Origin of the sequence: Burkholderia sp. SCN-KJ, from assembly GCF_024656005.1 — a bacterium.
Lineage (GTDB): Bacteria > Pseudomonadota > Gammaproteobacteria > Burkholderiales > Burkholderiaceae > Burkholderia.
Map to the genome: position 1 here is coordinate 168,930 of NZ_JANKOG010000013.1, position 22,297 is coordinate 191,226.

21 protein-coding genes and 1 pseudogene are annotated in these 22,297 nt (G+C 66.9%); 5 read left to right on the forward strand and 17 right to left on the reverse strand.

The features are described from left to right. Nucleotides 1–3: 3 nt before the first annotated feature. From NQV17_RS22035 to NQV17_RS22075, 9 genes are all read right to left on the reverse strand, one after another. Nucleotides 4–348 carry an FmdB family zinc ribbon protein gene (locus tag NQV17_RS22035; protein ID WP_257773865.1) on the reverse strand — a complete coding sequence of 115 codons (345 nt, stop codon included), beginning with the start codon at nt 346–348 and terminating at the stop codon, nt 4–6. A 95-nt stretch (nt 349–443) separates the two neighbouring features. Continuing rightward, entirely contained in the window at nt 444–1,070 is a 627-nt protein-coding gene (locus NQV17_RS22040) for a TPMT family class I SAM-dependent methyltransferase (protein WP_257773866.1), read from the reverse strand. A gap of 17 nt (nt 1,071–1,087) precedes the next feature. Beyond that, nucleotides 1,088–2,665, reverse strand: coding sequence for a ubiquinone biosynthesis regulatory protein kinase UbiB (ubiB, locus tag NQV17_RS22045; RefSeq protein WP_257773867.1), 1,578 nt, complete (start codon nt 2,663–2,665; stop codon nt 1,088–1,090). 12 nt (nt 2,666–2,677) lie between these two features. Further along, nucleotides 2,678–3,304 (reverse strand): SCP2 domain-containing protein, encoded by a 627-nt coding sequence (locus NQV17_RS22050; RefSeq protein WP_044846836.1) that lies wholly within the window; start codon nt 3,302–3,304, stop codon nt 2,678–2,680. Between the two features lie 163 nt (nt 3,305–3,467). Then, nucleotides 3,468–4,502, reverse strand: a complete 1,035-nt coding sequence (locus NQV17_RS22055) for a Tim44 domain-containing protein (protein WP_257773868.1) — start codon at nt 4,500–4,502, stop codon at nt 3,468–3,470. 41 nt (nt 4,503–4,543) lie between these two features. After that, complete coding sequence (ubiE, locus tag NQV17_RS22060; RefSeq protein ID WP_044846838.1) at nt 4,544–5,275, reverse strand: bifunctional demethylmenaquinone methyltransferase/2-methoxy-6-polyprenyl-1,4-benzoquinol methylase UbiE; 732 nt, start codon at nt 5,273–5,275, stop codon at nt 4,544–4,546. A 52-nt stretch (nt 5,276–5,327) separates the two neighbouring features. After that, nucleotides 5,328–5,741 (reverse strand): gamma-butyrobetaine hydroxylase-like domain-containing protein, encoded by a 414-nt coding sequence (locus tag NQV17_RS22065; protein ID WP_124488601.1) that lies wholly within the window; start codon nt 5,739–5,741, stop codon nt 5,328–5,330. Next, nucleotides 5,738–6,181 (reverse strand): HIT family protein, encoded by a 444-nt coding sequence (locus tag NQV17_RS22070; protein WP_044846840.1) that lies wholly within the window; start codon nt 6,179–6,181, stop codon nt 5,738–5,740. Before NQV17_RS22070 ends, NQV17_RS22065 begins: the two co-directional genes overlap by 4 nt. 85 nt (nt 6,182–6,266) lie before the next feature. Beyond that, nucleotides 6,267–10,292, reverse strand: a complete 4,026-nt coding sequence (locus NQV17_RS22075; RefSeq protein ID WP_257773869.1) for a DUF3683 domain-containing protein — start codon at nt 10,290–10,292, stop codon at nt 6,267–6,269. Here NQV17_RS22075 and NQV17_RS38085 point away from each other — a divergent pair. From NQV17_RS38085 to queF, 3 genes and pseudogenes are all read left to right on the forward strand, one after another. Next, a pseudogene (locus tag NQV17_RS38085) lies at nt 10,278–10,727 on the forward strand (hypothetical protein). The gene NQV17_RS22075 and the pseudogene NQV17_RS38085 sit on opposite strands and share 15 nt — an antisense overlap. A 140-nt stretch (nt 10,728–10,867) precedes the next feature. After that, nucleotides 10,868–12,391 carry a threonine ammonia-lyase, biosynthetic gene (gene ilvA / locus NQV17_RS22080; RefSeq protein ID WP_044848605.1) on the forward strand — a complete coding sequence of 508 codons (1,524 nt, stop codon included), beginning with the start codon at nt 10,868–10,870 and terminating at the stop codon, nt 12,389–12,391. 12 nt (nt 12,392–12,403) lie between these two features. Further along, a complete protein-coding gene (gene queF, locus NQV17_RS22085; RefSeq protein WP_257773870.1) occupies nt 12,404–13,234 on the forward strand; it encodes an NADPH-dependent 7-cyano-7-deazaguanine reductase QueF in 831 nt (276 codons plus the stop codon). Between the two features lie 72 nt (nt 13,235–13,306). On the opposite strand, the gene NQV17_RS22090 is transcribed toward queF, so the two are convergent. The 6 genes from NQV17_RS22090 to NQV17_RS22115 all read right to left on the reverse strand — a co-directional run bounded on the left by NQV17_RS22090 (nt 13,307) and on the right by NQV17_RS22115 (nt 17,888). Next, nucleotides 13,307–13,744 (reverse strand): hypothetical protein, encoded by a 438-nt coding sequence (locus NQV17_RS22090; protein ID WP_257773871.1) that lies wholly within the window; start codon nt 13,742–13,744, stop codon nt 13,307–13,309. A 79-nt stretch (nt 13,745–13,823) separates the two neighbouring features. Further along, on the reverse strand, nt 13,824–14,177 hold the full coding sequence (locus NQV17_RS22095; protein WP_124488599.1) for a DUF1493 family protein: 354 nt from the start codon (nt 14,175–14,177) through the stop codon (nt 13,824–13,826). Further along, nucleotides 14,177–14,611 (reverse strand): STM2901 family protein, encoded by a 435-nt coding sequence (locus tag NQV17_RS22100; protein ID WP_257773872.1) that lies wholly within the window; start codon nt 14,609–14,611, stop codon nt 14,177–14,179. Before NQV17_RS22100 ends, NQV17_RS22095 begins: the two co-directional genes overlap by 1 nt. A gap of 353 nt (nt 14,612–14,964) precedes the next feature. Then, nucleotides 14,965–15,351, reverse strand: a complete 387-nt coding sequence (locus NQV17_RS22105; RefSeq protein WP_006751946.1) for a RidA family protein — start codon at nt 15,349–15,351, stop codon at nt 14,965–14,967. A gap of 123 nt (nt 15,352–15,474) precedes the next feature. Next, a complete protein-coding gene (locus NQV17_RS22110) occupies nt 15,475–16,956 on the reverse strand; it encodes an amidohydrolase family protein (RefSeq protein ID WP_257773873.1) in 1,482 nt (493 codons plus the stop codon). Nucleotides 16,957–16,958: 2 nt separating this feature from the next. After that, entirely contained in the window at nt 16,959–17,888 is a 930-nt protein-coding gene (locus NQV17_RS22115; protein WP_257773874.1) for a MurR/RpiR family transcriptional regulator, read from the reverse strand. A 119-nt stretch (nt 17,889–18,007) separates the two neighbouring features. Here NQV17_RS22115 and NQV17_RS22120 point away from each other — a divergent pair, with 119 nt between their 5' ends. Together NQV17_RS22120 and NQV17_RS22125 are read left to right on the forward strand one after the other, a co-directional pair. Beyond that, nucleotides 18,008–19,288 (forward strand): amino acid deaminase, encoded by a 1,281-nt coding sequence (locus NQV17_RS22120; protein ID WP_124666078.1) that lies wholly within the window; start codon nt 18,008–18,010, stop codon nt 19,286–19,288. Nucleotides 19,289–19,474: 186 nt separating this feature from the next. After that, nucleotides 19,475–20,056 (forward strand): DJ-1/PfpI family protein, encoded by a 582-nt coding sequence (locus tag NQV17_RS22125; RefSeq protein WP_044848600.1) that lies wholly within the window; start codon nt 19,475–19,477, stop codon nt 20,054–20,056. Between the two features lie 120 nt (nt 20,057–20,176). Here NQV17_RS22125 and NQV17_RS22130 read toward each other — a convergent pair whose 3' ends face one another. Both NQV17_RS22130 and NQV17_RS22135 read right to left on the reverse strand, forming a co-directional pair. Continuing rightward, entirely contained in the window at nt 20,177–20,623 is a 447-nt protein-coding gene (locus NQV17_RS22130) for a MarR family winged helix-turn-helix transcriptional regulator (RefSeq protein ID WP_257773875.1), read from the reverse strand. A gap of 34 nt (nt 20,624–20,657) precedes the next feature. Then, nucleotides 20,658–22,253, reverse strand: a complete 1,596-nt coding sequence (locus NQV17_RS22135) for an MDR family MFS transporter (RefSeq protein WP_257773876.1) — start codon at nt 22,251–22,253, stop codon at nt 20,658–20,660. Between the last annotated feature and the right edge of the window lie 44 nt (nt 22,254–22,297).

Genomic DNA, 22,297 nt, shown 5'->3' on the forward strand with positions numbered 1-22,297 from the left:
CGGTCAACTGCCGGCGGCGGGCGCTGCAGCCGGGGCCGGCGCGGCGCTCGTCGTCGTACTTTCGGAACCCGACGCAGCGGGCGCGGCTGCCGCCGGCGCCGCGGCGGCCGGTGCTGCCGTGCTCGTGTCGCCTGACGCCGTCGCCGGCGCGCTGGTGCCGCCCGAGCCACCGCGGAAATCGGTGACATACCAGCCGGAGCCCTTCAGCTGGAAGCCGGCGGCGGTGACCTGCTTGCGAAAAGCATCCTTCCCGCATTCGGGGCACTGCGACAGCGGCGCGTCGCTCATCTTCTGGAGCACGTCCTTCGCGAAACCGCACGCTTCGCATCGATAGGCGTAGATCGGCATGATATTTTTCCCGCAGAAACTGGAAACGGCTTGCAAAACCTTGAATTATATCCGAAACCCCGGCGCACTCCGGCAACGGCCGCGACGCGCGGGCTTCAGCGACGGCGCCATGTGAGCCAGCGCTCGCATCCGTCGAACACGGCCAGCGAATCGGTCACCGGCAGATCCTCGATCAGCTCGAAGTGCCGCGCGAGCAGCGCATCGAGTTCGGCGCGCTCGACGCCGAACGGCGGCCCCTTCGGTTTCTTCGTCACGAAGAAATACCCGGCCAGCAGCGCACCTGCGCGCAGCAGTTCGGCCATCCGCGTCGCGTAACGGGCGCGCAGGCTCGGCGGCAGCGCGCACAGGAACGCGCGCTCGTACACCCACTGCACGTCGAACGGCGGCCGGTACGTGAAGAAATCGGCCTGCTCGACGACGTCCGCGTGCGCGCCGAGCTGCGCCTTCGCAGCCGCCACCGCCTGCGCGGCGAAATCGATCGCGCGCACGGGCCAGCCGGCCTGCGCGAGCCAGCCGGCCTCCTGCGCACTGCCGCAGCCGGGGATCAGCACCGCGCACGGCTCGTGCCGCTGCGCAAACGCGCGAAACCCGTCCGGGACGCCGCCGAATTCCCACGGCGTCACGCCGCGTGCGAAACGCTCGTCCCAGAACGCGGCATTGCCGGGGTCGCGTGTCGCGAAATCGGCGGCGCTCGGCGCGGACGGTTGTTTCGGTTCGGACATCGCTCCGGCCCCTTCGGTCACGCGCCGTACGCGAGCGCGAGCAGCACGCGCGCGACGAGCGCCCCGACGCCGACGGCAAGACCGAAGATCAGCAAGGCCTGCATCAGCCGGTTGGTCCGTTTCTGCTCGACGAGGATCTGGCGCATCAGGTCCTCGCTCGCCGCGCGCGGCGCATCGTGGCGCGCCGCCATCGCGTGGTGGATCAGCCGCGGCAGTTGCGGCAGCGTCTTGCTCCACTGCGGCGCCTCGACCTTGAAGCGCTCGTACCAGCCGCGCAGGCCGATCTGCTCGGTCATCCAGCGCTCGAGATACGGCTTCGCGGTCTTCCACAGGTCGAGTTCGGGATCGAGCGAACGGCCGAGCCCTTCGACGTTCAGCATCGTCTTCTGCAGCAGCACGAGCTGCGGCTGGATCTCGACGTTGAAGCGGCGCGACGTCGAGAACAGGCGCATCAGCACCTGACCGAGCGAGATGTCCTTCAGCGCGCGGTCGAAATACGGCTCGCACACCGCGCGGATCGCGCTTTCGAGCTCCTCGACGCGCGTCTCCGGCGGCACCCAGCCCGATTCGAGGTGCAGCGTCGCGACGCGGTGGTAATCGCGCTTGAAGAACGCGAGGAAGTTCTGCGCGAGGTAGTTCTTGTCGAAATCGGACAACGCGCCGACGATCCCGAAATCGAGCGCGATATAGCGGCCGAACGTGTTCGGATCGAGGCTCACCTGGATGTTGCCCGGGTGCATGTCGGCGTGAAAGAAACCGTCGCGGAACACCTGCGTGAAGAAGATCTCGACGCCTTCGCGCGCGAGCTTCTTGATGTCGACGCCGGCCGCGCGCAGCGTCTCGACCTGGCTGATCGGCACGCCGGTCATGCGCTCCATCACGAGCACCTGCGATGTCGAGAAATCCCAGAACATCTCGGGCACGAGCAGCAGGTCGAGGCCCGCGAAGTTGCGGCGCAACTGGCTGCCGTTCGCGGCCTCGCGCATCAGGTCGAGCTCGTCGTGCAGGTACTTGTCGAATTCGGCGACGACTTCGCGCGGCTTCAGGCGCCGGCCGTCGGCCCACATGCGCTCCGTCCACGTCGCGATGTCGCGCATCAGCGCGAGGTCGGAATCGATCACCGGCAGCATGTTCGGGCGCAGCACCTTGACGGCGACGGCCTTGCCCGCGTGCACGCCCTGCTTCAGCTTCGCGAAGTGCACCTGCGCGATCGACGCGCTCGCGACCGGCTCGCGCTCGAATTCGTCGAACAGCTCGTCGACGGGCGCGCCGAGCGACTTCTCGATGATCGCGATCGCCACCGCGGAATCGAACGGCGGCACCTGGTCCTGCAGCTTCGCGAGTTCGTTCGCGAAATCGACCGACAGCAGGTCGCGGCGCGTCGACAGCACCTGGCCGAACTTCACGAAGATCGGGCCGAGGCTTTCGAGCGCGTGACGCAGCCGTACGGCGGGCGGATCGGAAAAGCGGCGGCCGATCGTCGTGATCCGCAGCAGCAGCTTCACGCGCCGGTCGTCGATCCGGGACAGCATCACTTCGTCGAGGCCAAAGCGGATGACGGTGTAGACAATCTTGATGAAACGGAAAATGCGCATGCCCTGCGGCCCTCAGTGCGCGCCGCGCGGGCCGGAGCCCGTGCGCGCGCCGATTTTTTGTTCGAGTCGCTCGACCCGCTTTTCGACCCGCGCGAGCGCATCGCGCGCCCGCGCCAGTTCGGCGTCGAAGCCGCCGAGTACCGTGCGCCGGACGACTTGCGGGTTCTCGTCGAGCAAGTACTCGGCGACGGAATCGAGCACGTTGCGGCCGGTGCGGCGCGCGCGCGCGCCGGCGTCGCGCACGACCGTCGCGATCCGGTACGCCGCCGCGTCGCCGACCAGCTTCGCGAGATCTTCCTCAGGTTCCCAGCGCAGGTGCTCGGCCAGCTTCGCGATCTGGGTCGCGAACTCGGCGTCGCCCTCGATCTTCACGTGCTTCATCACGGCCGCCTGGCCGCCCTGCAGGAATGCGGCGACCGTGTCGCCCGCGAGCGCGATCGACACGTCGACGTGTTGCGCATCGTGCGCTTCCACCGCGGACAGGTAGCCGTCGGGCTGCACGAGCAGCGTGAGCGTGACGGGAGGCACGTCGAGCCGGGCGGTCTTGCCCGCGTAGGGAATCAGGCGATCGCGCGCCCACGATTCGCGCGCGAGCAGGTGATTGACAGCAGCAGCAAAAGGCTTGGCGGCAAAGGTCATCGGGCTGGGAAAGAAAAAACCCGCGCAGGCCGGGCGCCCACGCGGGTTTCTATTGTAACGTCGGATCGTCGGCAGCCCGCGGCCAACCGCACACCCGGGCGGCAAGCGGTCACAGTGCGGCGGCCGTCGCCCGGGCAGCCGGCAAGCCGGCCGCCGGTCACGCTCAGTGCGTGTTGATCTGCTGGATACCCGCGAGCAGCCAGCCCTGGCCGCCCGACTTCGACAGGTTCCACACCTCGTCGAACGGCGCCGCCGACGCATTCGCCGATTCGCGGATCAGCCCGTGGAAGCGCACGCTCGCCGACTGCTCGATGCCGCGATCCTCGATCGCGACCAGTTCCGCGTCGAGCTGCACGACATCGGTCTGGTTCGCCTCGTTGCCGCGCGAATCGAGGTCGATCTTGATCTCGGCGAACATTTCCGGCGTCGTGAACTCGCGGATGTCGGCCAGGTTGCCCTGGTCCCACGCCGCCTGCAGGCGCACGAAGTAGACCTTCGCGCTGCGCAGGAACGCTTCGGTGTCGAAGCCGGCCGGCACCTGCAGCGGTGCGGCCGCCATCGCGCCCGCAGCGCCCGCGGCCGCTGCGCCGCCGCCGAACACGCCCTGCGCTTCGTTCGCGTAGCTGCTGCCGCTGCCGGCATAGTTGCTGCCGGTGCCGCCCTGCGGGAACGACGGGCTCTGCGAGTAGCCGCCCGACGACGAGGCCGAGCCGCCCACCGAGTACGCCGGTTCCTGCGGACGGCGACGGTTCATGAACTTGCGGATCAGCCAGATGCCGACCATCGCCAGCAGCGCGATCACGATGACGTTCGCCATCATGCTCGCGAACGCGCCGCCGAGGCCGAAGTGCGACAGCAGCGCCGCGATGCCGAGGCCGGCCGCGAGGCCGGCGATCGGCCCGAGCCAGCGCGAGCGGTTCGGCTGCGCGGCCGGTGCCGGTGCGGCCGGATTCGCGCGCTGCGCCTGCGCCGGCGCGGCCTGCTGCATTGGCTGCTGCGCGGGCGGCGTGGCCTGGCGCTGCGTGACGGTGGAACTCTGGCGGCCGATGCTGCGCCCGCCGCCCATGCGCCTGGCTTCGGCGTCGAGCGATGCGAACGTGCCGGCCGTGAGCAGGCCGACCATCAGCAGCGTGCCGACCCGTCGAGCCCACGGCTTCGACGGCTTGCTACGGTTGAACAACGAACGCGAGTCGGACATCAGCTTCTCCAGATGTAAGGCGAATGTATGGAAAGAACCCCTTAGTACTTGGTTCCTAGGTGTAAAGCTACCACGCCACCTGACAAATTGTAATATTTGACGGCGTCGAGGCCCGCTTGTTCCATCATCGTCTTCAGCGTGTCCTGATCGGGGTGCATCCGGATAGATTCAGCAAGATACCGATAACTTTCAGCATCTTTCGCGAACTTGTCGCCAAGCCACGGTAATACTTTGAAAGAATACAGATCGTACGCTTTTTTCAGCGGATCCCAGACTTTCGAGAATTCCAGCACCATCACGCGGCCGCCGGGCTTCGCGACGCGGCGCATCTCGGCGAGCGCCGCATCCTTGTGCGTCATGTTGCGCAGCCCGAACGCGACCGTGACCACATCGAAGTAGTTGTCCGGAAAGGGGATTTTCTCGGCGTCGCACAGCAGCGACGGCGTCACGATGCCCTTGTCGAGCAGCCGGTCGCGTCCCACACGCAGCATCGATTCGTTGATGTCGGTGTGCCAGACCTCGCCGGTCGGCCCGGCCGCCTTCGCGAACGCCTTGGTCAGGTCGCCGGTGCCGGCCGCGATGTCGAGCACCTTGAAGCCGGGGCGCACGTTCGCCTGCGCGATCGTGAACGCCTTCCACGCGCGGTGCATGCCGGCCGACATCAGGTCGTTCATCAGATCGTAGTTGCTCGCGACCGAATGGAACACGCCCGCCACTTTCTTCGCTTTTTCGGTTTCTTCGACGCTTTCGAAGCCGAAGTGGGTTTTGCTCATCGCGTTGATCCTCAGTAAATGGCAAGACGGCGCCGAGCGGGCGCCGTCGATTTCAGTGGCAGTGGCCGTGCGGCGCGGGGGCCGCCGGCATCGGCGCGTCGCGCTCGACGCCCGCCGCCTGCAGTTTGTCGAAATAGTCGCGCCACAGCGCGTCCTGCTGCGTCGCCAGTTCGTACAGCAGATCCCACGAGTAGATGCCGGTCGAATGACCGTCGGAGAACGTCGGCTGCAGCGCGTAGTTGCCCACGCCCTCGAGCGCGGTGATCGTCACCTCGCGCTTGCCGGTCTGCAGCGTCTCCTGGCCCGGCCCGTGGCCGCGCACCTCGGCCGACGGCGAATAGACGCGCATCAGCTCGAACGGAATCCGGTAATTTTCGCCGTTCGGGTACTGCAATTCGAGCACGCGCGACACCGCGTGCACGACGACGCCGGACGGAATCGGCGTCGTGGAAGTCAAACCGCTCATGGCTGCCTCGAATCGGTCATGCGTTGAATTTCCTCGCGCACCGCATTGTGCAGCAGCGAGGCCTGCGCCGCGCGCGTGCGCAGCAGCGCCTCGGACACGCTGCGCTGGCGCGGCGCCCAGACGGGCTGCGGAAAATGCGCGTCGTTGGAGAAGCGCGGGATCACGTGCCAGTGCACGTGCGGCACCATGTTGCCGAGGCTCGCGAGATTCACCTTGTTCGGCTGCATCACGCGGCGCACGGCGCGCTCCACCGCGTACACCACGCGCATCAGATGTGCCCGCTCGGGCTCGCCGAGATCGGAAAACTCGGCCACGTGCGTGCCCCAGATCACCCGGCAGAAGCCCGGGTAATCGTGCTCGCCCGTCGCGAGCACGACGCGCAGCGCATCGTCCTGCCAGAGCACCTCGCCGCCGTCTTCACGGCAAAACACGCATTCCATCGTCGCTCCCATGTGGACGGGCGCCGGCGCATCTGCGCCGGCGCCCGCTCATTCCTGGCCCGCCCGGGCGGTCGTCATGCCCGCATTAGACCAGCACGCGCTCGATCCCGCCATTGTTCGCATGTGCGACATAGTCGGCCATCCAGTTCTCGCCGAGCACCTGGCGCGCGATCTCGACCACGATGTAGTCGGCCTCGAGGTTCGCATCCTCGTTGTAGCGCGACAGGCCCTGCAGGCACGACGGGCAGCTCGTCAGGATCTTCACGTCCGGGCCGTTCGCGCTCGCGGCGGCCGGCGCCGGCGCGTTGCCGGCCACGACCGGGATGCTGCGCAGCTTCGCGGCGCCCTTGCGGATTTCCTCTTCCTTGCGGAAGCGGACCTGCGTGGAGATGTCCGGACGCGTGACCGCCAGCGTGCCCGATTCACCGCAGCAGCGCTCGTTCTTCTCGATCTTGTAGCCGTCCTTCTCCGCCCCCATCAGCTCGTTGACGAGCTTCACCGGGTCCATCGTCTTGATCGGCGTGTGGCACGGGTCGTGATACATGTAGCGCGTGCCCGTCACGCCGTCGAGCTTCATCCCCTTCTCGAGCAGGAACTCGTGGATGTCGATGATCCGGCAGCCCGGGAAGATCTTGTCGAATTCGTAGCCTGCGAGCTGGTCGTAGCAGGTGCCGCACGACACGACCACCGTCTTGATGTCGAGGTAGTTCAGCGTGTTCGCGACCCGGTGGAACAGCACGCGGTTGTCGGTGACGATCTTCTCGGCCTTGTCGTACTGGCCCGAGCCGCGCTGCGGATAGCCGCAGCACAGGTAGCCCGGCGGCAGCACGGTCTGCACGCCCGCTTCCCACAGCATCGCCTGCGTCGCGAGGCCGACCTGCGAGAACAGGCGCTCGGAGCCGCAGCCGGGGAAGTAGAACACCGCTTCCGAATCGACGGTCGTCGACTTCGGGTTGCGGATGATCGGCACGATCTTGTTGTCCTCGATGTCGAGCAGCGCACGCGCCGTCTTCTTCGGCAGGTTGCCCGGCATCTTCTTGTTGACGAAGTGGATCACCTGCTCAACCACGGGCGGCTTGCCGACCGTCGCCGGCGGGTGCTGCGTCTGCTTCGTCACGACCTTCTTCAGCATGTCGTTCGCGAAGCGCTGCACCTTGTAGCCGACGCCCATCATCACGCTGCGCGCGGCGTTGATCGTCTGCGGATTGGTCGCGTTCAGGAAGAACATGCCCGCCGCATTGCCGGCGTTGAACTTCTTCTTGCCCATCTTGCGCAACAGGTTGCGCATGTTCATCGTGACGTCGCCGAAGTCGATCTTCACCGGGCACGGCGTCGCGCACTTGTGGCACACCGTGCAGTGGTCGGCCACGTCGTTGAACTCGTCCCAGTGCTTGATCGACACGCCGCGGCGCGTCTGCTCTTCGTACAGGAACGCCTCGACCAGCAGCGAGGTCGCGAGGATCTTGTTGCGCGGGCTGTACAGCAGGTTCGCGCGCGGCACGTGGGTCGCGCACACCGGCTTGCACTTGCCGCAGCGCAGGCAGTCCTTCACCGAATCGGCGATCGCGCCGATGTCGGACTGCTGCATGATCAGCGACTCGTAGCCCATCAGCCCGAAGCTGGGCGTGTACGCGTTGCGCAGGTCGGCGCCGTCGAGCAGCTTGCCCTTGTTGAAGCGGCCGTTCGGGTCGACGCGCTGCTTGTACGCGCGGAATTCGGCGATCTCGTCGTCGGTCAGGAACTCGAGCTTCGTGATGCCGATCCCGTGTTCCCCGGAGATCACGCCGTCGAGCGAACGTGCGAGCGTCATGATGCGCGCGACCGCCGCGTGCGCGTCCTGCAGCATCTCGTAGTTGTCGGAGTTGACCGGGATGTTGGTGTGGACGTTGCCGTCGCCCGCGTGCATGTGCAGCGCGACGAACACGCGACCGCGCAGCACCTGCTTGTGGATCGCCTGCGCTTCGTCGAGGATCTGCTTGAACGCGCCGCCGTTGAAGATCGCGCGCAGTTCCGCGCGAATCTCCTGCTTCCACGAGATGCGCACCGTGCGGTCCTGCGTGACGTGGAACACGGTCGCGCCCGACTGCTCGTCCGCGCGATCGGCGAACTTCTCGGCAAGCGCCTCGTAGCCGAGCTGCACGAGGTAGTGCTGCGCCTCGCGCAGCGGCTGGTCGAGCCGGTCGCGCACGAATTCCCAGCGCGCACGCACGCGCTTGAGCAGCTCCAGCGCCTGCTGCACGCGATCCTCGAGCAGCTCGGCGCTCGGGATCTCGTTCGCGTCGTCGGTCTTGCCGAGCGGCAGGTTGCCGGCGCGGAAGAACGCCTCCAGCGCGTCGACCAGCTGCAGCTTGTTCTTCAGCGACAGCTCGATGTTGATCCGCTCGATGCCGTCGGTGTACTCGCCCATCCGGTTCAGCGGGATCACGACGTCTTCGTTGATCTTGAACGCGTTGGTGTGCTTCGCGATCGCGGCCGTGCGGCTGCGGTCGAGCCAGAAGCGCTTGCGCGCCTCCGCGCTGATCGCGACGAAGCCTTCGCCGCTCTTGCCGTTCGCCATCCGGATCACTTCGGACGTCGCGTGCGCGACCGCGTCGGCGTCATCGCCGACGATGTCGCCGATCAGCACCATCTTGGGGAATGCGTTGCGCTTGCTCTTGGTCGCGTAGCCGACCGCGCGCAGGTAGCGCTCGTCGAGGTGCTCGAGGCCCGCGAGAATCGCGCCGCCCTGCTTCGACGTCTCGAACAGGTAGTCCTTGATCTCGACGATGCTCGGGATCGCCTCGCGCGCCTGGCCGAAGAATTCGAGACAGACGGTGCGCGTGTGCGCGGGCATCTTGTGCAGCACCCAGCGCGCGGACGTGATCAGCCCGTCGCAGCCTTCCTTCTGCACGCCCGGCAGGCCGGCGAGGAACTTGTCGGTCACGTCCTTGCCGAGGCCTTCCTTGCGGAACCGGCGGCCTTCGATCTCGAGCATCTCGGTCTTCAGCAGCTTCTCGCCCGGCGCATACGCGCCGTCGAACCACTTCAGCTCGAAACGCGCGACCGCGATGTCGTGGATCTTGCCCTGGTTGTGCTCGTGGCGCGTGACTTCGAGCCAGTTGCCGTCCGGGTCGACCATCCGCCACCAGGCCAGGTTGTCGAGCGCGGTGCCCCACAGCACAGCCTTCTTGCCGCCGGCGTTCATCGCGACGTTGCCGCCGATGCACGATGCGTCGAGCGAGGTCGGGTCGACCGCGAACACGTAGCCGGCCGCTTCGGCCGCTTCCGTCACGCGGCGCGTGACGACGCCCGCGCCGGAGAAGATCGTCGGCACCTTGTGCGCGACGCCCGGCAGTTCGGTGAGTTCGACCGCGCCGAGCTGTTCGAGCTTCTCGGTGTTGATCACCGCGGAGAACGGCGTGAGCGGCACCGCGCCGCCCGTGTAGCCGGTGCCGCCGCCACGCGGGATCACGGTCAGGCCAAGCTCGAAGCAGGCCTTGATCAGGCCCGCGATCTCGGCTTCGGTATCGGGGGTCAGCACGACGAACGGGTATTCGACGCGCCAGTCGGTCGCGTCGGTCACGTGCGACACGCGCGACAGCCCGTCGAAACGGATGTTGTCCTTCTGCGTGCAGCGGCCGAGCGCCTTGGTCGCGCGGCGGCGCAGGTCGGCCATCTTGTCGAATTCGTCGGCGAACTCGTCGACCGCGCGCTGCGCGGCGGCCTCGAGCATCTCGACGCGCTCGGCGCGTTCGCGGCCCGCGTCGTCGTGGTGCGCGCTCAGATCGGCGCGGCGGCGCTTGCCGATCTCGGTCAGGCGGTGGTTCAGCGCCTCGATCAGCAGCGCGCGGCGCTTCGGGTTGTCGAGCAGGTCGTCCTGCAGGTACGGGTTGCGGCGCACGACCCAGATATCGCCGAGCACCTCATACAGCATCCGTGCCGAGCGGCCCGTGCGGCGTTCGGCGCGCAGTTCGTCGAGCACCGACCACGCCTCCGCGCCGAGCAGGCGGATCACGATCTCGCGGTCGGAGAAGGACGTGTAGTTGTAGGGGATCTCGCGCAGGCGGGGCGCGGGGTCAGCGGCGACGGCGGCGGCCGCGCCATGCGGATCGAAAACTTGTGGTGCGTTCATGTTCGGACGACTCGGAGGGCCGATACACCGTGCAGGGGCGTCGGCAAGCGCGTGGGCGCAATCTTGGGGAAATCTGTTCTGTTGCCAGGCGTGCGACTAACTCGCATGGGGCCGGAACGGGACTGAACTCACCGTTCCCGACGGGTGGGGCCTGGCGGCACTCGGAGCCATCAGCACGATCGCGCGCGGCGCGCATGCCGCTCCGCCGCGGGGCTGGCTGCGCGCGGCGTCGGCTTCAACGGGGCGATCCGAGGGTGCCTCTGCATCTTCCGATCCTTGATTCAAAACGGAATTCTAACCCATGATCGGGCCACGCGTGACACGCCGGACAGGTCGTGGGGCTATCGCCGCAAGCCGCGCCGGGCCTGGTTCGGCGCGTTTTCGCGCCGGCATTCGCCGTCCGTCCGGTCGGTAACCATGCGGTTAAACCGGTAAAAAGGAACGCCTCATGGGGCCAACACGCCCGCCGGCGCGGTTCCGCGACCGTGCGTCCGGCATGCCGCTTGCGTGCGGACGGACCCTTGGCGCTATCATTGATCCTTTACCGTCTGCTTCCGCACTGCACGCGAGCGCCCATGGCATCCCACGATTACCTGAAGAAAATCCTCACCGCGCGCGTCTACGACGTCGCGCTCGAGACGGAACTCGAACCTGCCCGCAACCTGTCGGCCCGGCTGCACAACCCCGTTTACCTGAAGCGCGAGGACAACCAGCCGGTGTTCTCGTTCAAGCTGCGCGGCGCGTACAACAAGATGGCGCACATTCCGGCCGACGCGCTCGCGCGCGGCGTGATCACGGCATCGGCCGGCAATCATGCGCAGGGTGTCGCGTTCTCGGCGGCCCGGATGGGCGTGAAGGCCGTGATCGTCGTGCCGGTCACGACGCCGCAGGTGAAAGTCGATGCGGTGCGCGCGCACGGCGGCCCGAGCGTCGAGGTGATCCAGGCGGGCGAGTCGTACAGCGATGCATACGCGCACGCGGTCAAGGTTCAGGCGGAGCGCGACCTCACGTTCGTCCACCCGTTCGACGATCCGTACGTGATCGCCGGCCAGGGCACGATCGCGATGGAAATCCTGCGTCAGCACCAGGGGCCGATTCACGCGATCTTCGTGCCGATCGGCGGCGGCGGGCTCGCGTCCGGCGTGGCAGCCTATGTCAAGGCGGTGCGTCCGGAGATCAAGGTGTTCGGCGTGCAGGCCGAGGATTCGTGCGCGATGGCGCAATCGCTGCAGAAGGGCGAGCGCGTCGAACTGAGCGAGGTCGGCCTGTTCGCGGACGGCACGGCGGTAAAGCTCGTCGGCGAGGAAACCTTCCGGCTGTGCCGCGAATTCCTCGACGGCGTGCTGACGGTCGACACCGACGCGCTGTGCGCGGCGATCAAGGACGTATTCCAGGATACGCGCAGCGTGCTCGAACCGTCCGGCGCGCTCGCGGTCGCGGGCGCGAAACAGTATGCGGAACGCGAAGGCATCGAGAACCAGACGCTCGTCGCGGTCACGTCCGGCGCGAACATGAACTTCGACCGGATGCGCTTCGTCGCCGAACGCGCGGAAGTCGGCGAGGCGCGCGAAGCCGTGTTCGCCGTCACGATCCCCGAGGAGCGCGGCAGCTTCAAGCGCTTCTGCTCGCTCGTCGGCGATCGCAACGTGACAGAGTTCAACTACCGGATCGCCGATGCGCAGTCCGCGCACATCTTCGTCGGCGTGCAGATCAAGCGGCGCGGCGAGTCGGAGGAGATCGCCGCGAACTTCGAGTCGCACGGCTTCAAGACCGTCGACCTCACGCACGACGAGCTGTCGAAGGAACATATCCGCTACATGGTGGGCGGCCGCTCGCCGCTCGCACTCGAAGAGCGCCTGTTCCGCTTCGAATTCCCGGAACGGCCGGGCGCGCTGATGAAGTTCCTGTCGTCGATGGCGCCGGACTGGAACATCAGCCTGTTCCACTACCGCAACCAGGGCGCGGACTACAGCTCGATCCTCGTCGGGCTGCAGGTGCCGCAGGCCGATCGCGCCGAGTTCGAACGCTTCCTCGCGGCCCTCGGCTATCCGTATGTCGAGGAGAGCGCCAATCCGGCGTACCGCCTCTTCCTGTCGTAAAGGCTTCGTGCAATGAATCCCGAACATTCCCCGCTCGGCAAGGCGACCGTCTACGCAGCGCAGTACGACGCGTCGCTGCTGTTCCCGATCCCGCGCGCCGGGGCGCGCGAGCAGCTCGGCATCACGTCCGCGCTGCCGTTCTTCGGCACCGATATCTGGAACGCGTACGAACTGTCGTGGCTCAACGCACGCGGCAAGCCGCAGCTCGCGGTCGCGACGTTCTACGTGCCGGCCGAATCGCCGAACATCGTCGAATCGAAGTCGTTCAAGCTGTATCTCGGCTCGTTCGCGCAATCGAAGTTCGACTCGCTCGACGCGGTGCGCGACGTGCTGAAGCGCGACGTGTCGGCCGCGTGCGGCGCGAGCGTGTCGGTGCAGCTGGTGTCGCCGCACGATTTCGGCAAGCTCGAGATGGAAGAGCTCGACGGGCTGTCGCTCGATCGGCTCGACCTCGATACCGACGTGTACGAACCCGATCCGTCGCTGCTGTCGGCCGCCGACGCCGCGGACGAAGCGCCGGTCGAGGAAACGCTCGTGTCCGACCTGCTGCGCTCGAACTGCCCGGTCACCGGCCAGCCCGACTGGGGCAGCGTGCAGATTCACTACGTCGGGCCGCAGATCGATCACGCAGGGCTGCTGCGCTACATCATCTCGTTCCGCAATCACACGGGCTTTCACGAGCAGTGCGTCGAGCGGATCTTCCTCGACATCCTGCATGCGTGCAAACCGGTGAAGCTCGCGGTGTATGCGCGCTATACGCGGCGCGGCGGGCTCGACATCAATCCGTTCCGCACGAATTACAACCAGCCGATGCCGGACAACGCGCGGACGGCGCGGCAGTGAATCGGTGAATGAGTGGCGTCGGCGGGCATTCGCGGCCCGCCAACATCGGCTGCTTGCGGGACAAGCGCCTCTCTAGTTCGGTGCGAACACGTCGGCTCGGCACTTCGGACAATACAGGTAGATGGTTCGACCGTCGGGCATGGAAATGAAGCCGCGCCTTGCCTGGTCTATCTGCCATTTCGCCGTGCCGCCCTCCGCGAGACGTGCGTTGCCTTCGGCATGGCAATTCGCGGCGTCCAGATCATGGCCGTACGTCCGTTCCGTTACACGGCGCGCACGCTTGAAAAACGCGCTGACATCCGCCGGCTGAAGCACGAACGTACGACACATGTCTGCCGTTTCGTCCCCGCTGATGTCGGCCGACCACGCGCCGTTCCTCACGATTTCGACCGACCCTGGCCCGACGATGGGTACTGCCGCGCGGGGCGCCCCCTTATCGGACAGCGTGCCCGCAAACGCACCGTGACTCAGCAACGGCGCCCACATCAGAATTGCGATCCGAATCACCATTGCACCCTCGCCGCCTCCCACAACACGATCCTGATCCCCGCTTTGAAATCCGGTCCGACACGCGTGGAGACCCGCCCTTTCACTGCATTGCGGCCAATCGCGCAGCGTTCCATTTTCTTTCTACGGCTGCACGATGCAGCATCGCGAGCGTAATCGATTCCCGCTTGAAGTCGTGAGGCTTTCGTCGCACCCACCGCTGGAATAGCGAATAGAGCAACCCCTCGCCTTCCATCAAAAAATACCGGTGGAAATCGAAATCGCCGGTGTCGACTGCAAATCGCTCAAAAAAATGCCCCATGAAGTCGTTGGCTTCGTCACCGGTCTGCCCAAGGTCTTCCCAGAGCCGAGTGCCGGCGGAGAGCGGCTTCGATGGACCGAGCCCGACTTCTGACCTGACAAAGGCTTCGATCTCGTCCCAACGCACGTTTTCCATCAGAACACCTTATCCTCAGGTTTGACGAGGCTGTTGTACCTTGAGACCGTGCCATGAACGATCCCGAACACGTCGCGCGCCAGCAGCGCCCAACCCACGCCCGGAACGGCGCGCCCGACGAATACGCTGAGCTTCCGGGTCAGGATGATCCGAAATGACTTGATGCTTTGAAGCGTGACGGTTGGCAAAACCTTCCTGTTCAGCTGGTAGCGAAAAATCGAACGCGCCATCACGGATGCGACGGACGTTCCTTTCGTCGCACCGCCGAATTTTTGCCGCGTCGGCAAAACGGGCCAGCCAGCTAGAATCAGGACCACTGCTTCGACATCGTCGATCCCGACCCGTGCGCACGTCTCTTCCACGGCAACGAAAAAGAAGAGCTCGGCGGGCGTGAGATCCGAATGAACGCCATAGCGGTATGTAGTGCTCGTCATGATTCGATTTCACGAAATCGTTGATTGGAATGACGAACATACCCAGCGATCCACCCAATTTGCTCTATCGAGATTCATCGACGCCGCTGGCGTATTGCGCGTCCATTACCGGAGCCGCCCGCCAGACGCGGCATATCGAGTCACGCTCGAGTCACAAGGATTTCATTCAGAGTGTAAAAATTCGGCGCTACTCAGGTCACTCATGATTGCGTTCCCCACCGAATTATTGCGCTTGCCAGAAGACAAGTGCTCCCGATACCAACCGCCCGCGACACTTCCATTCCGCCAAAACGCAACGAGGCCGGCGCATGTTACTGCGCCGGCCCTGTGACACGACAATTCGCCCGCCCGCGTTACTTCGCCGGCGCCTTGTAAGCGATGCAATCGACCTCGACCTTGCAATCGATGACCATGCTCGACTGAACGCACGCGCGTGCCGGCGGATGCTCGCCGAAGTACGACACGAACACCTTGTTGAACGACGCGAAATCGCGTGCATCGTCGAGCCACACGCCGCAGCGCACGACGTGTTCCAGGCCGTAGCCGGCTTCCTTCAGGATCGCGATCACGTTCTCGATCGTCTGCTTCGACTGCGTGACGATCCCGCCTTCGACGACCTCGCCGTTCACCATCGGCGTCTGGCCCGACACGTATAGCCAGCCGTCGGCCTCGACCGCGCGTGCAAACGGCATCACCTGGCCGCCGGTACCCTTCGCTTCGCCTACGCCATATCGCTTCATCGTTTCACTCCTGGTTGGTCGGCCGGAGCCGGCGCATCGGCGCCTGCTCCCGCCCCATGCAACACACGGTTGCGGATGCGCGCGCCGGCATGGCGCACGCGGCAAATCGGATCAGGACCGCGTTCAGAACGCGGCGTCGGCACTCGCCGGCGCGCGCTCGCCGCGCGCGACGAAACCGCCGGCGCGCTCGCCGGTCGGCTGGCCGTTCTCATAGGTCAGCACGCCGTTCACCCACACTGCGTCGATCCCGTGCGCAGGCTGCTGCGGCTTTTCGAACGTCGCGGCGTCGATCACGCGCGCCGGATCGAACAGCACGAGATCCGCGTGGTAGCCGACGTGCACTTCGCCGCGCCGCGCGATCCCGTAGCGGCGCGCGGACAGCGACGTCATCTTGCGGATCGCCTCCTCGAGCGGCAACAGGTTCGTGTCGCGCACGTAATGGCCGAGCACGCGCGGGAACGCGCCCCACAGCCGCGGATGCGGCAGCGGATCGTTCGGCAGGCCGTCCGAGCCGACCATCGTCGCCGGATGCGACAGGATGCGGCGCACGTCGTCCTCGGACATGTTGTGGTACACGGCGCCGGCCGGGCGGATCCGCTGCGCGGCTTCCTGCTCGGTCACGCCCCAGTCGGCCGCGATCGCCTTCAGCAGCTTGCCGGCGACTTCCGGATGCGGCTCCGACCACGTGATCGTGATGTCGATGTCACCCGTCACCTGCTTCAGGTCGAGCGTCGACGAGCTGCGGCTGTACGGATAGCAGTCGCAGCCGACCGGCTGGTAGCGGCGCGCGCCTTCGAGCGACGCGAGCACCTCGGTGCTGCGCCCCCAGTTCGACGGGCCCGCGCACTTCAGGTGCGAGATCACGACCGGCACCTGCGCGTGGCAGCCGACGCGGTAGGCCTCGTCCATCGCGTCGAGGATCGCGTCGAACTCGGTGCGCATGTGCGTCGTGTAGAGCGCGCCCGCGTTCGCGAGCGGCTCGGCGAGCGCCATCACTTCCTCGGCCGGCGCCGCGAACGCGGAGCCGTACGCAAGGCCCGACGACAGCCCGAGCGCGCCGTTCGCGAGCGCCTCCTCGAGCTGCGTGCGCATCCCGGCGATTTCGCCGTCGGTCGCCGCGCGGTCGAGGCGGTCCATCTGGTTGTTGCGCAGCGCGGTGTGCCCGACGAGCGCCGCGACGTTGACGGCCGGACGCGCGTCGTTGACGGCCGCGACGTAGGCAGCGAAGGTCGGATAGCGGAACGCGTCGCGATCGCCGAGCAGGTTCATCGGGTCGGGCGGATCGCCCGCGAGCGTCACCGGCGACGCGCTGATCCCGCAGTTGCCGACGATCACGGTCGTCACGCCCTGCGAGATCTTCGGCAGCATCTGCGGCGCGCGGATCACGTGCGTGTCGTCGTGCGTGTGCACGTCGACGAAGCCGGGCGCGAGCGCGCGGCCGTTCGCATCGACGACGGTCTCGGCAAGCCAGTTCGACAGGTTGCCGATCGCCGCGATCACGCCGTTGCGGATCGCGACGTCGCGCGTGACGGGCGGTGCGCCGGTGCCGTCGTACAGCTGCGCGCCGACGATCAGCGTATCGGCGGCTTCGGGATGCGAATGCATGGTCAGTCTCCTACCGGTTGACGGTCTCCGCCGCCGCGATGCGCATCGAGCGCATGCTTGATGCGGCGCAGCGATTCTCGGCCCGCATCGCCGAGCCGCAGCGCGACTCCGGTGACGAGCACGTCGATCGCCATCATCATCGCGTAGCGCGATGTCGAAGGCTTGTAGATGAAATCGGTTTCGAACGCGACGACCGGGATCAGGTGGTCGGCGAGCTTGGCGAGCGGCGACGCCGGCGCGGTGATCGCGATCAGCTTCGCGCCGTAGCGCTTCGCGAGGCGGCAACTCTCGAGCAGCTCGGGCACGCGCCCGCTCACCGACAGCGCGACGACCACGGTGTCGCGCGACAGCGTCGCGGATACCATCCGCTGCAGCAGGCTGTCCTGGTAGCTCGCGACCGGCCGGCCGAAGCGCACGAGCCGGAAGCGCAGTTCGTCGGCGAGCGCGGTCGAGCCGCCGCCCTGCCCGTACACGTAGACCATCTTCGCGCCGGCGAGAAGATCGGCCGCGGCGTCGAACGACGTGTTGCGCAGCAACTGGTGGTTGTGCGCGAGCGCCACGCGGATCTCGTCGTAGACGACCGATGCCGGGCTCGTGTCCTGTTCCGCAGGCTCGCCGGACGGCACGAGAAAGCGCTGGCCGACGGCCGCCGCCTGCGCGACGAGCACCTTCAGTTCGCGCACGTCGCGGCAGCCGACGGCCTTCGCGAACCGCGTGACCGTCGCGACGCTGACTTCCGCGTCGCGCGCGAGCGCGCCGATGCTCGCGTGCGCGGCACGCGCGAGATCGGCGAGGATGAAGGCCGCGACCTTGCGTTCGGCCTCGCGCAGCTCGGGCGCGCATTCGGCGATCCGCGCGACGATATCGAGGACCGGCTGGGCAACCGGTTGCTCGGCGGTGAACGGAACGGACGGAGTGGCGGACGAATTCATCTGCTGAAAAGGGTGTGGCGCTTTATGTTACTAAATAACATCACCGCGCCGATGCTACTTTCTGTACCATCTGCATGTCAACTTCAGTGCAATGCATAGTGATGATGGAGCGGGATGACATGAAAGTTACAAACTATCAGGAACCGACAATCAATCCGTTGGGCAAGGGCCTCGGCAACCTGCCGAGCGCGAGCGTGCCGCTCGACGACGCAGGCCGCCTCGAGTGGAACCTGCTCGCGGAAGACGTCAGCCTGCCGGCAGCGGTGCTGTACGAGGATCGCATCGAACACAATCTGAACTGGATGCAGGCGTTCGTCCAGCAGTACGGCGCGCAGTTCGCGCCGCACGGCAAGACGACGATGGCGCCGCAACTGTTCCGCCGCCAGCTCGCCGCCGGCGCGTGGGGCATCACGCTCGCGACCGCGCACCAGACGCAGGCCGCGTATCACGGCGGCGTGCGGCGCGTGCTGCTCGCGAACCAGCTGGTCGGCCGCCAGAACATGACGATCATCGCGGGGCTGCTGTCCGATCCCGACTTCGAATTCTTCTGCCTCGTCGATTCGGCCGACAGCGTCGACCAGCTCGGCCGCTTCTTCGGCGACGCGAAGAAAACGCTGAACGTGCTGATCGAACTCGGCGTGCCGGGCGGCCGCGCGGGCGTGCGCGACGCCGCGCAGCGCACCGCCGTGCTCGACGCGATCGCGCGCTATCCGGACACGCTGAAGCTGGCCGGCATCGAACTCTACGAAGGCGTGCTGAAGGAGGAAGGCGAGATCCGCGCGTTCCTGCAGGACGCGGTCGCGTTCACGCGCGAGCTGGCCGAAGCCGGCCGCTTCGCGCGCACGCCGGCGATCCTGTCGGGTGCCGGCTCGGCGTGGTACGACGTGGTCGCGGAGGAATTCGCGAAGGCGTCCGATGACGGTTTCGCGGAAGTCGTGCTACGTCCGGGCTGCTACCTGACGCACGACGTCGGCATCTACAAGAAGGCGCAGACCGACGTGTTCGCGCGCAACCCGATCGCCCGCAGGATGGGCGAAGGGCTGCTGCCGGCGCTGCAGCTGTGGGCGTACGTGCAATCGGTGCCGGAAGCCGACCGCGCGATCATCGCGCTCGGCAAGCGCGACGCGGCGTTCGACGCGGGCCTGCCCGAGCCGGCGCGCCACTTCCGCCCGGGTCGCGACAGCGCGCCGCGCGACGTCGCCGCGAGCGAAGGCTGGGCCGTCACCGGGATGATGGACCAGCACGCGTACCTGCAGATCCCGCCGGGCGCGGACGTGAAGGTCGGCGACATGGTCGCGTTCGATATCTCGCATCCGTGCCTGACGTTCGACAAGTGGCGCCAGCTGCTCGTGCTCGATCCGCAGTTCCGCGTGACGGAAGTCGTCGAAACCTTCTTCTGACGCCTGGCGCGCCATCGCGCCGCCTCGCCGCCCCACCGCCCCACCGCCGCGCGGGGCGGCTGTCACGCGCGCTTCAATCTGCCGGAGTACACTGCGCTTTCGTCCTCGGGGCTGCTTCGCCGCCGCAGCGCATGCCTGCCGCGTCCGGCGCGAACGGCCCCTCAACGCTGTTCAATGGAGAAAGCCATGGCCGCGAAGAAGATCCTGTTCCTGACCGGTGATTTCGCCGAAGACTACGAAACGATGGTGCCGTTCCAGGCGCTGCAGGCCGTCGGCCATCACGTCGATGCGGTCTGCCCGGGCAAGCGCGCGGGCGACAAGGTCAAGACCGCGATCCACGATTTCGAGGGCGACCAGACCTACACCGAGAAGCCCGGCCACAACTTCACGCTGAACGCGACGTTCGACGACGTCGATGCGGCGGGCTACGACGCGCTCGCGATCGCGGGCGGCCGCGCGCCGGAATACCTGCGTCTCGACGCGAAGGTGATCGCGCTGGTGCGCGCGTTCGCCGAAGCCGGCAAGCCGATCGCCGCGATCTGCCATGCGGCGCAGCTGCTCGCGGCCGCCGACGTGATCCGCGGCAAGCGCATCTCGGCCTACCCGGCCTGCGCGCCCGAAGTGAAGCTCGCGGGCGGCGAGTACGCGGACATCCCGGTGGACGCAGCCGTGACCGACGCGCCGTTCGTCACCGCGCCCGCGTGGCCCGCGCATCCAGCCTGGCTCGCGCAGTTCCTCGCGCTGCTCGGCACGCGCATCGAGCTGTGAACGAGGTGGAATGAATTGAAGTGAAACGCCGGCCGGCGGCGGGTTCGCGCGACCCATATGCCGCGCCGGTCACGAGCGGCCGGGGCGTGCGCCCCTTCGGGCCGCTCCGCGCCCCGCCCTTCAGCGCGATGCCGGCGTCGAGCCGACATCCGCAATCCGCGACTCCAGCATCGCCAGCGCGCCCGACAGGGCGGTCAGCACGTCGTCCGGCAGTTGCGCCATCGTCTGGTCGAGGAACGCCTTGCGGCGCGGCAGGCACGCGTCGAACGCGGCGCGGCCCTCGGCGGTCAGCGTGACGTTGGTCACGCGGTTGTCGCGCGCATCGGACGCGCGCTCGATCCAGCCGAGCGCGTCGAGCGACTTCAACTGGCGCGTGAGCGCGCCCGGATCGATGCGCAGCACCTCGACGAGCTTCTTCTGCGACGAATGCCCGCCCATCGTGTGCAGCGCGACCATGATGCGCCAGCGCGGCATCGGCTGCCCGACGTGCGTTTCGAACGCGGTCATGAACGCGCGATACGTGCGTCCGAATTGCTGCAAGATCGCGACGCGGTCCTGTTCTTCCATGCGCTGATGCCTACTCGTTCAATCGGTGAATCGTTCAGTCGGCCGCGACATGCGGCTCGATCTTGTGCCGCAGCGCGATCGGCGGCACGCGGCGGGACTGCCACACCGACACCACGGCGACGACGGCCGCCATCGCGACACCCAGGTGAATCGCGCCGACCAGCGATTCGCGGGCCGTTTCCAGCAGCAGCGCGCCATTATGCCCGGCGCGGGTCAGCTCCGCGACCAGACCGCCTTGCGCGGCGCGGTCGATCAGGATCTGCGGATCGGCGAGCTGCGCGTGCCACTGCAGCGCGTGCTCGCCCGACAGCGCGTCGCGCACGCCGCTCGAATACATCTGGTTGACCAGCGTGCCCGTGAGCGCGGTGCCGATCATCCCGCCGACCATCCGCAGCGACTGCAGCAGCGCGGTCGCGATGCCGAGGTGCTCGCGGCCGGCCGTCTGCTGCGCGAACACGGTGAGGTTCGGCAGCACGAAGCCGAGGCCGATGCCGCCCGCGACCATCAGCGCCATCAGCATCCAGGTCGGCGTCGTGTGCGTCGACACGACGATGCCCACGCATGCGATCGCGAACAGCACGAAACCGACGTGCAGCATCGCGTTCGGATTGCGGATGCGCGTGACCACGCGTCCGTTCATGATGCTGCCGATCGTGATGAACACGACGAGCGGCGTGATCACGAGCCCCGCCGCCTTCGGCGACATCCCGAAGCCACCCTGGAACAGCAGCGGCGCGTAGAACAAGAGCGAGAACATCGAGAAGCCGGCGAGGATCGCGAGCACGAACAGCGCCGACAGCGCGCGGTTGCCGAACATGTCGAACGGCAGAATCGGCTGCGCGCAGCGCTTTTCCCAATGCCACAAGCCGATGCCGGCGCCGACCGAGACGACCAGCAGCAGCGAAGCCCAGCTCATCACGCCGTACTTCGGCAGCCATTCGACGAACAGCTGCAGCGCACCGAGCGACAGCGCGATCAGCAGCGCGCCGGGCCAGTCGAGCCGCATCTTGCGGTCGTGCTCGACGTGCCTCAGGTGCGGCAGGTAGCGCCACACGAAGAACAGCGACAGCAGGCCGACCGGCAGGTTGACGTAGAACACCGAGCGCCAGCCGAACGACTGGGTCAGGATCCCGCCGAGCGACGGTCCGACCGCGTTCGCGATGCCGAATGCGGAGCTCATCAGCACCTGCCAGCGCAACCGCACGACGGAATCGGGGAACAAATCGGGAATGCACGCGAACGCGGTACCGACCAGCATCCCGCCGCCGATCCCCTGCAGGCCGCGCGCGAGCACCAGGAACAGCATGTCGTTGGCCATCCCGCACAGCACCGACGCGCCGGTGAACACGACGATCGACGCGATCACGAACGGCTTGCGGCCGTAGTAGTCGCCGAGGCGGCCGAAGATCGGCACGGTGATCACGGAACTGAGCAGGTACGAGGTCGCGACCCACGCGTACAGGTCGAAGCCCCTCAACTCGGCGACGATGGTCGGCAACGCGGTGCCGACGACCGTCTGGTCGAGCGCGACGAGCATGGTGACGAACGAGATCCCGATCATCGCCAGCAGCGACTCGCGGAACGGCAGGACTTGCCCGCTCGAATGGTGGGCGGCAGTATGGACGGCCATTTTTTGTTGATGCAACTTTTGACGAGTCAAACAATCTCAAAATT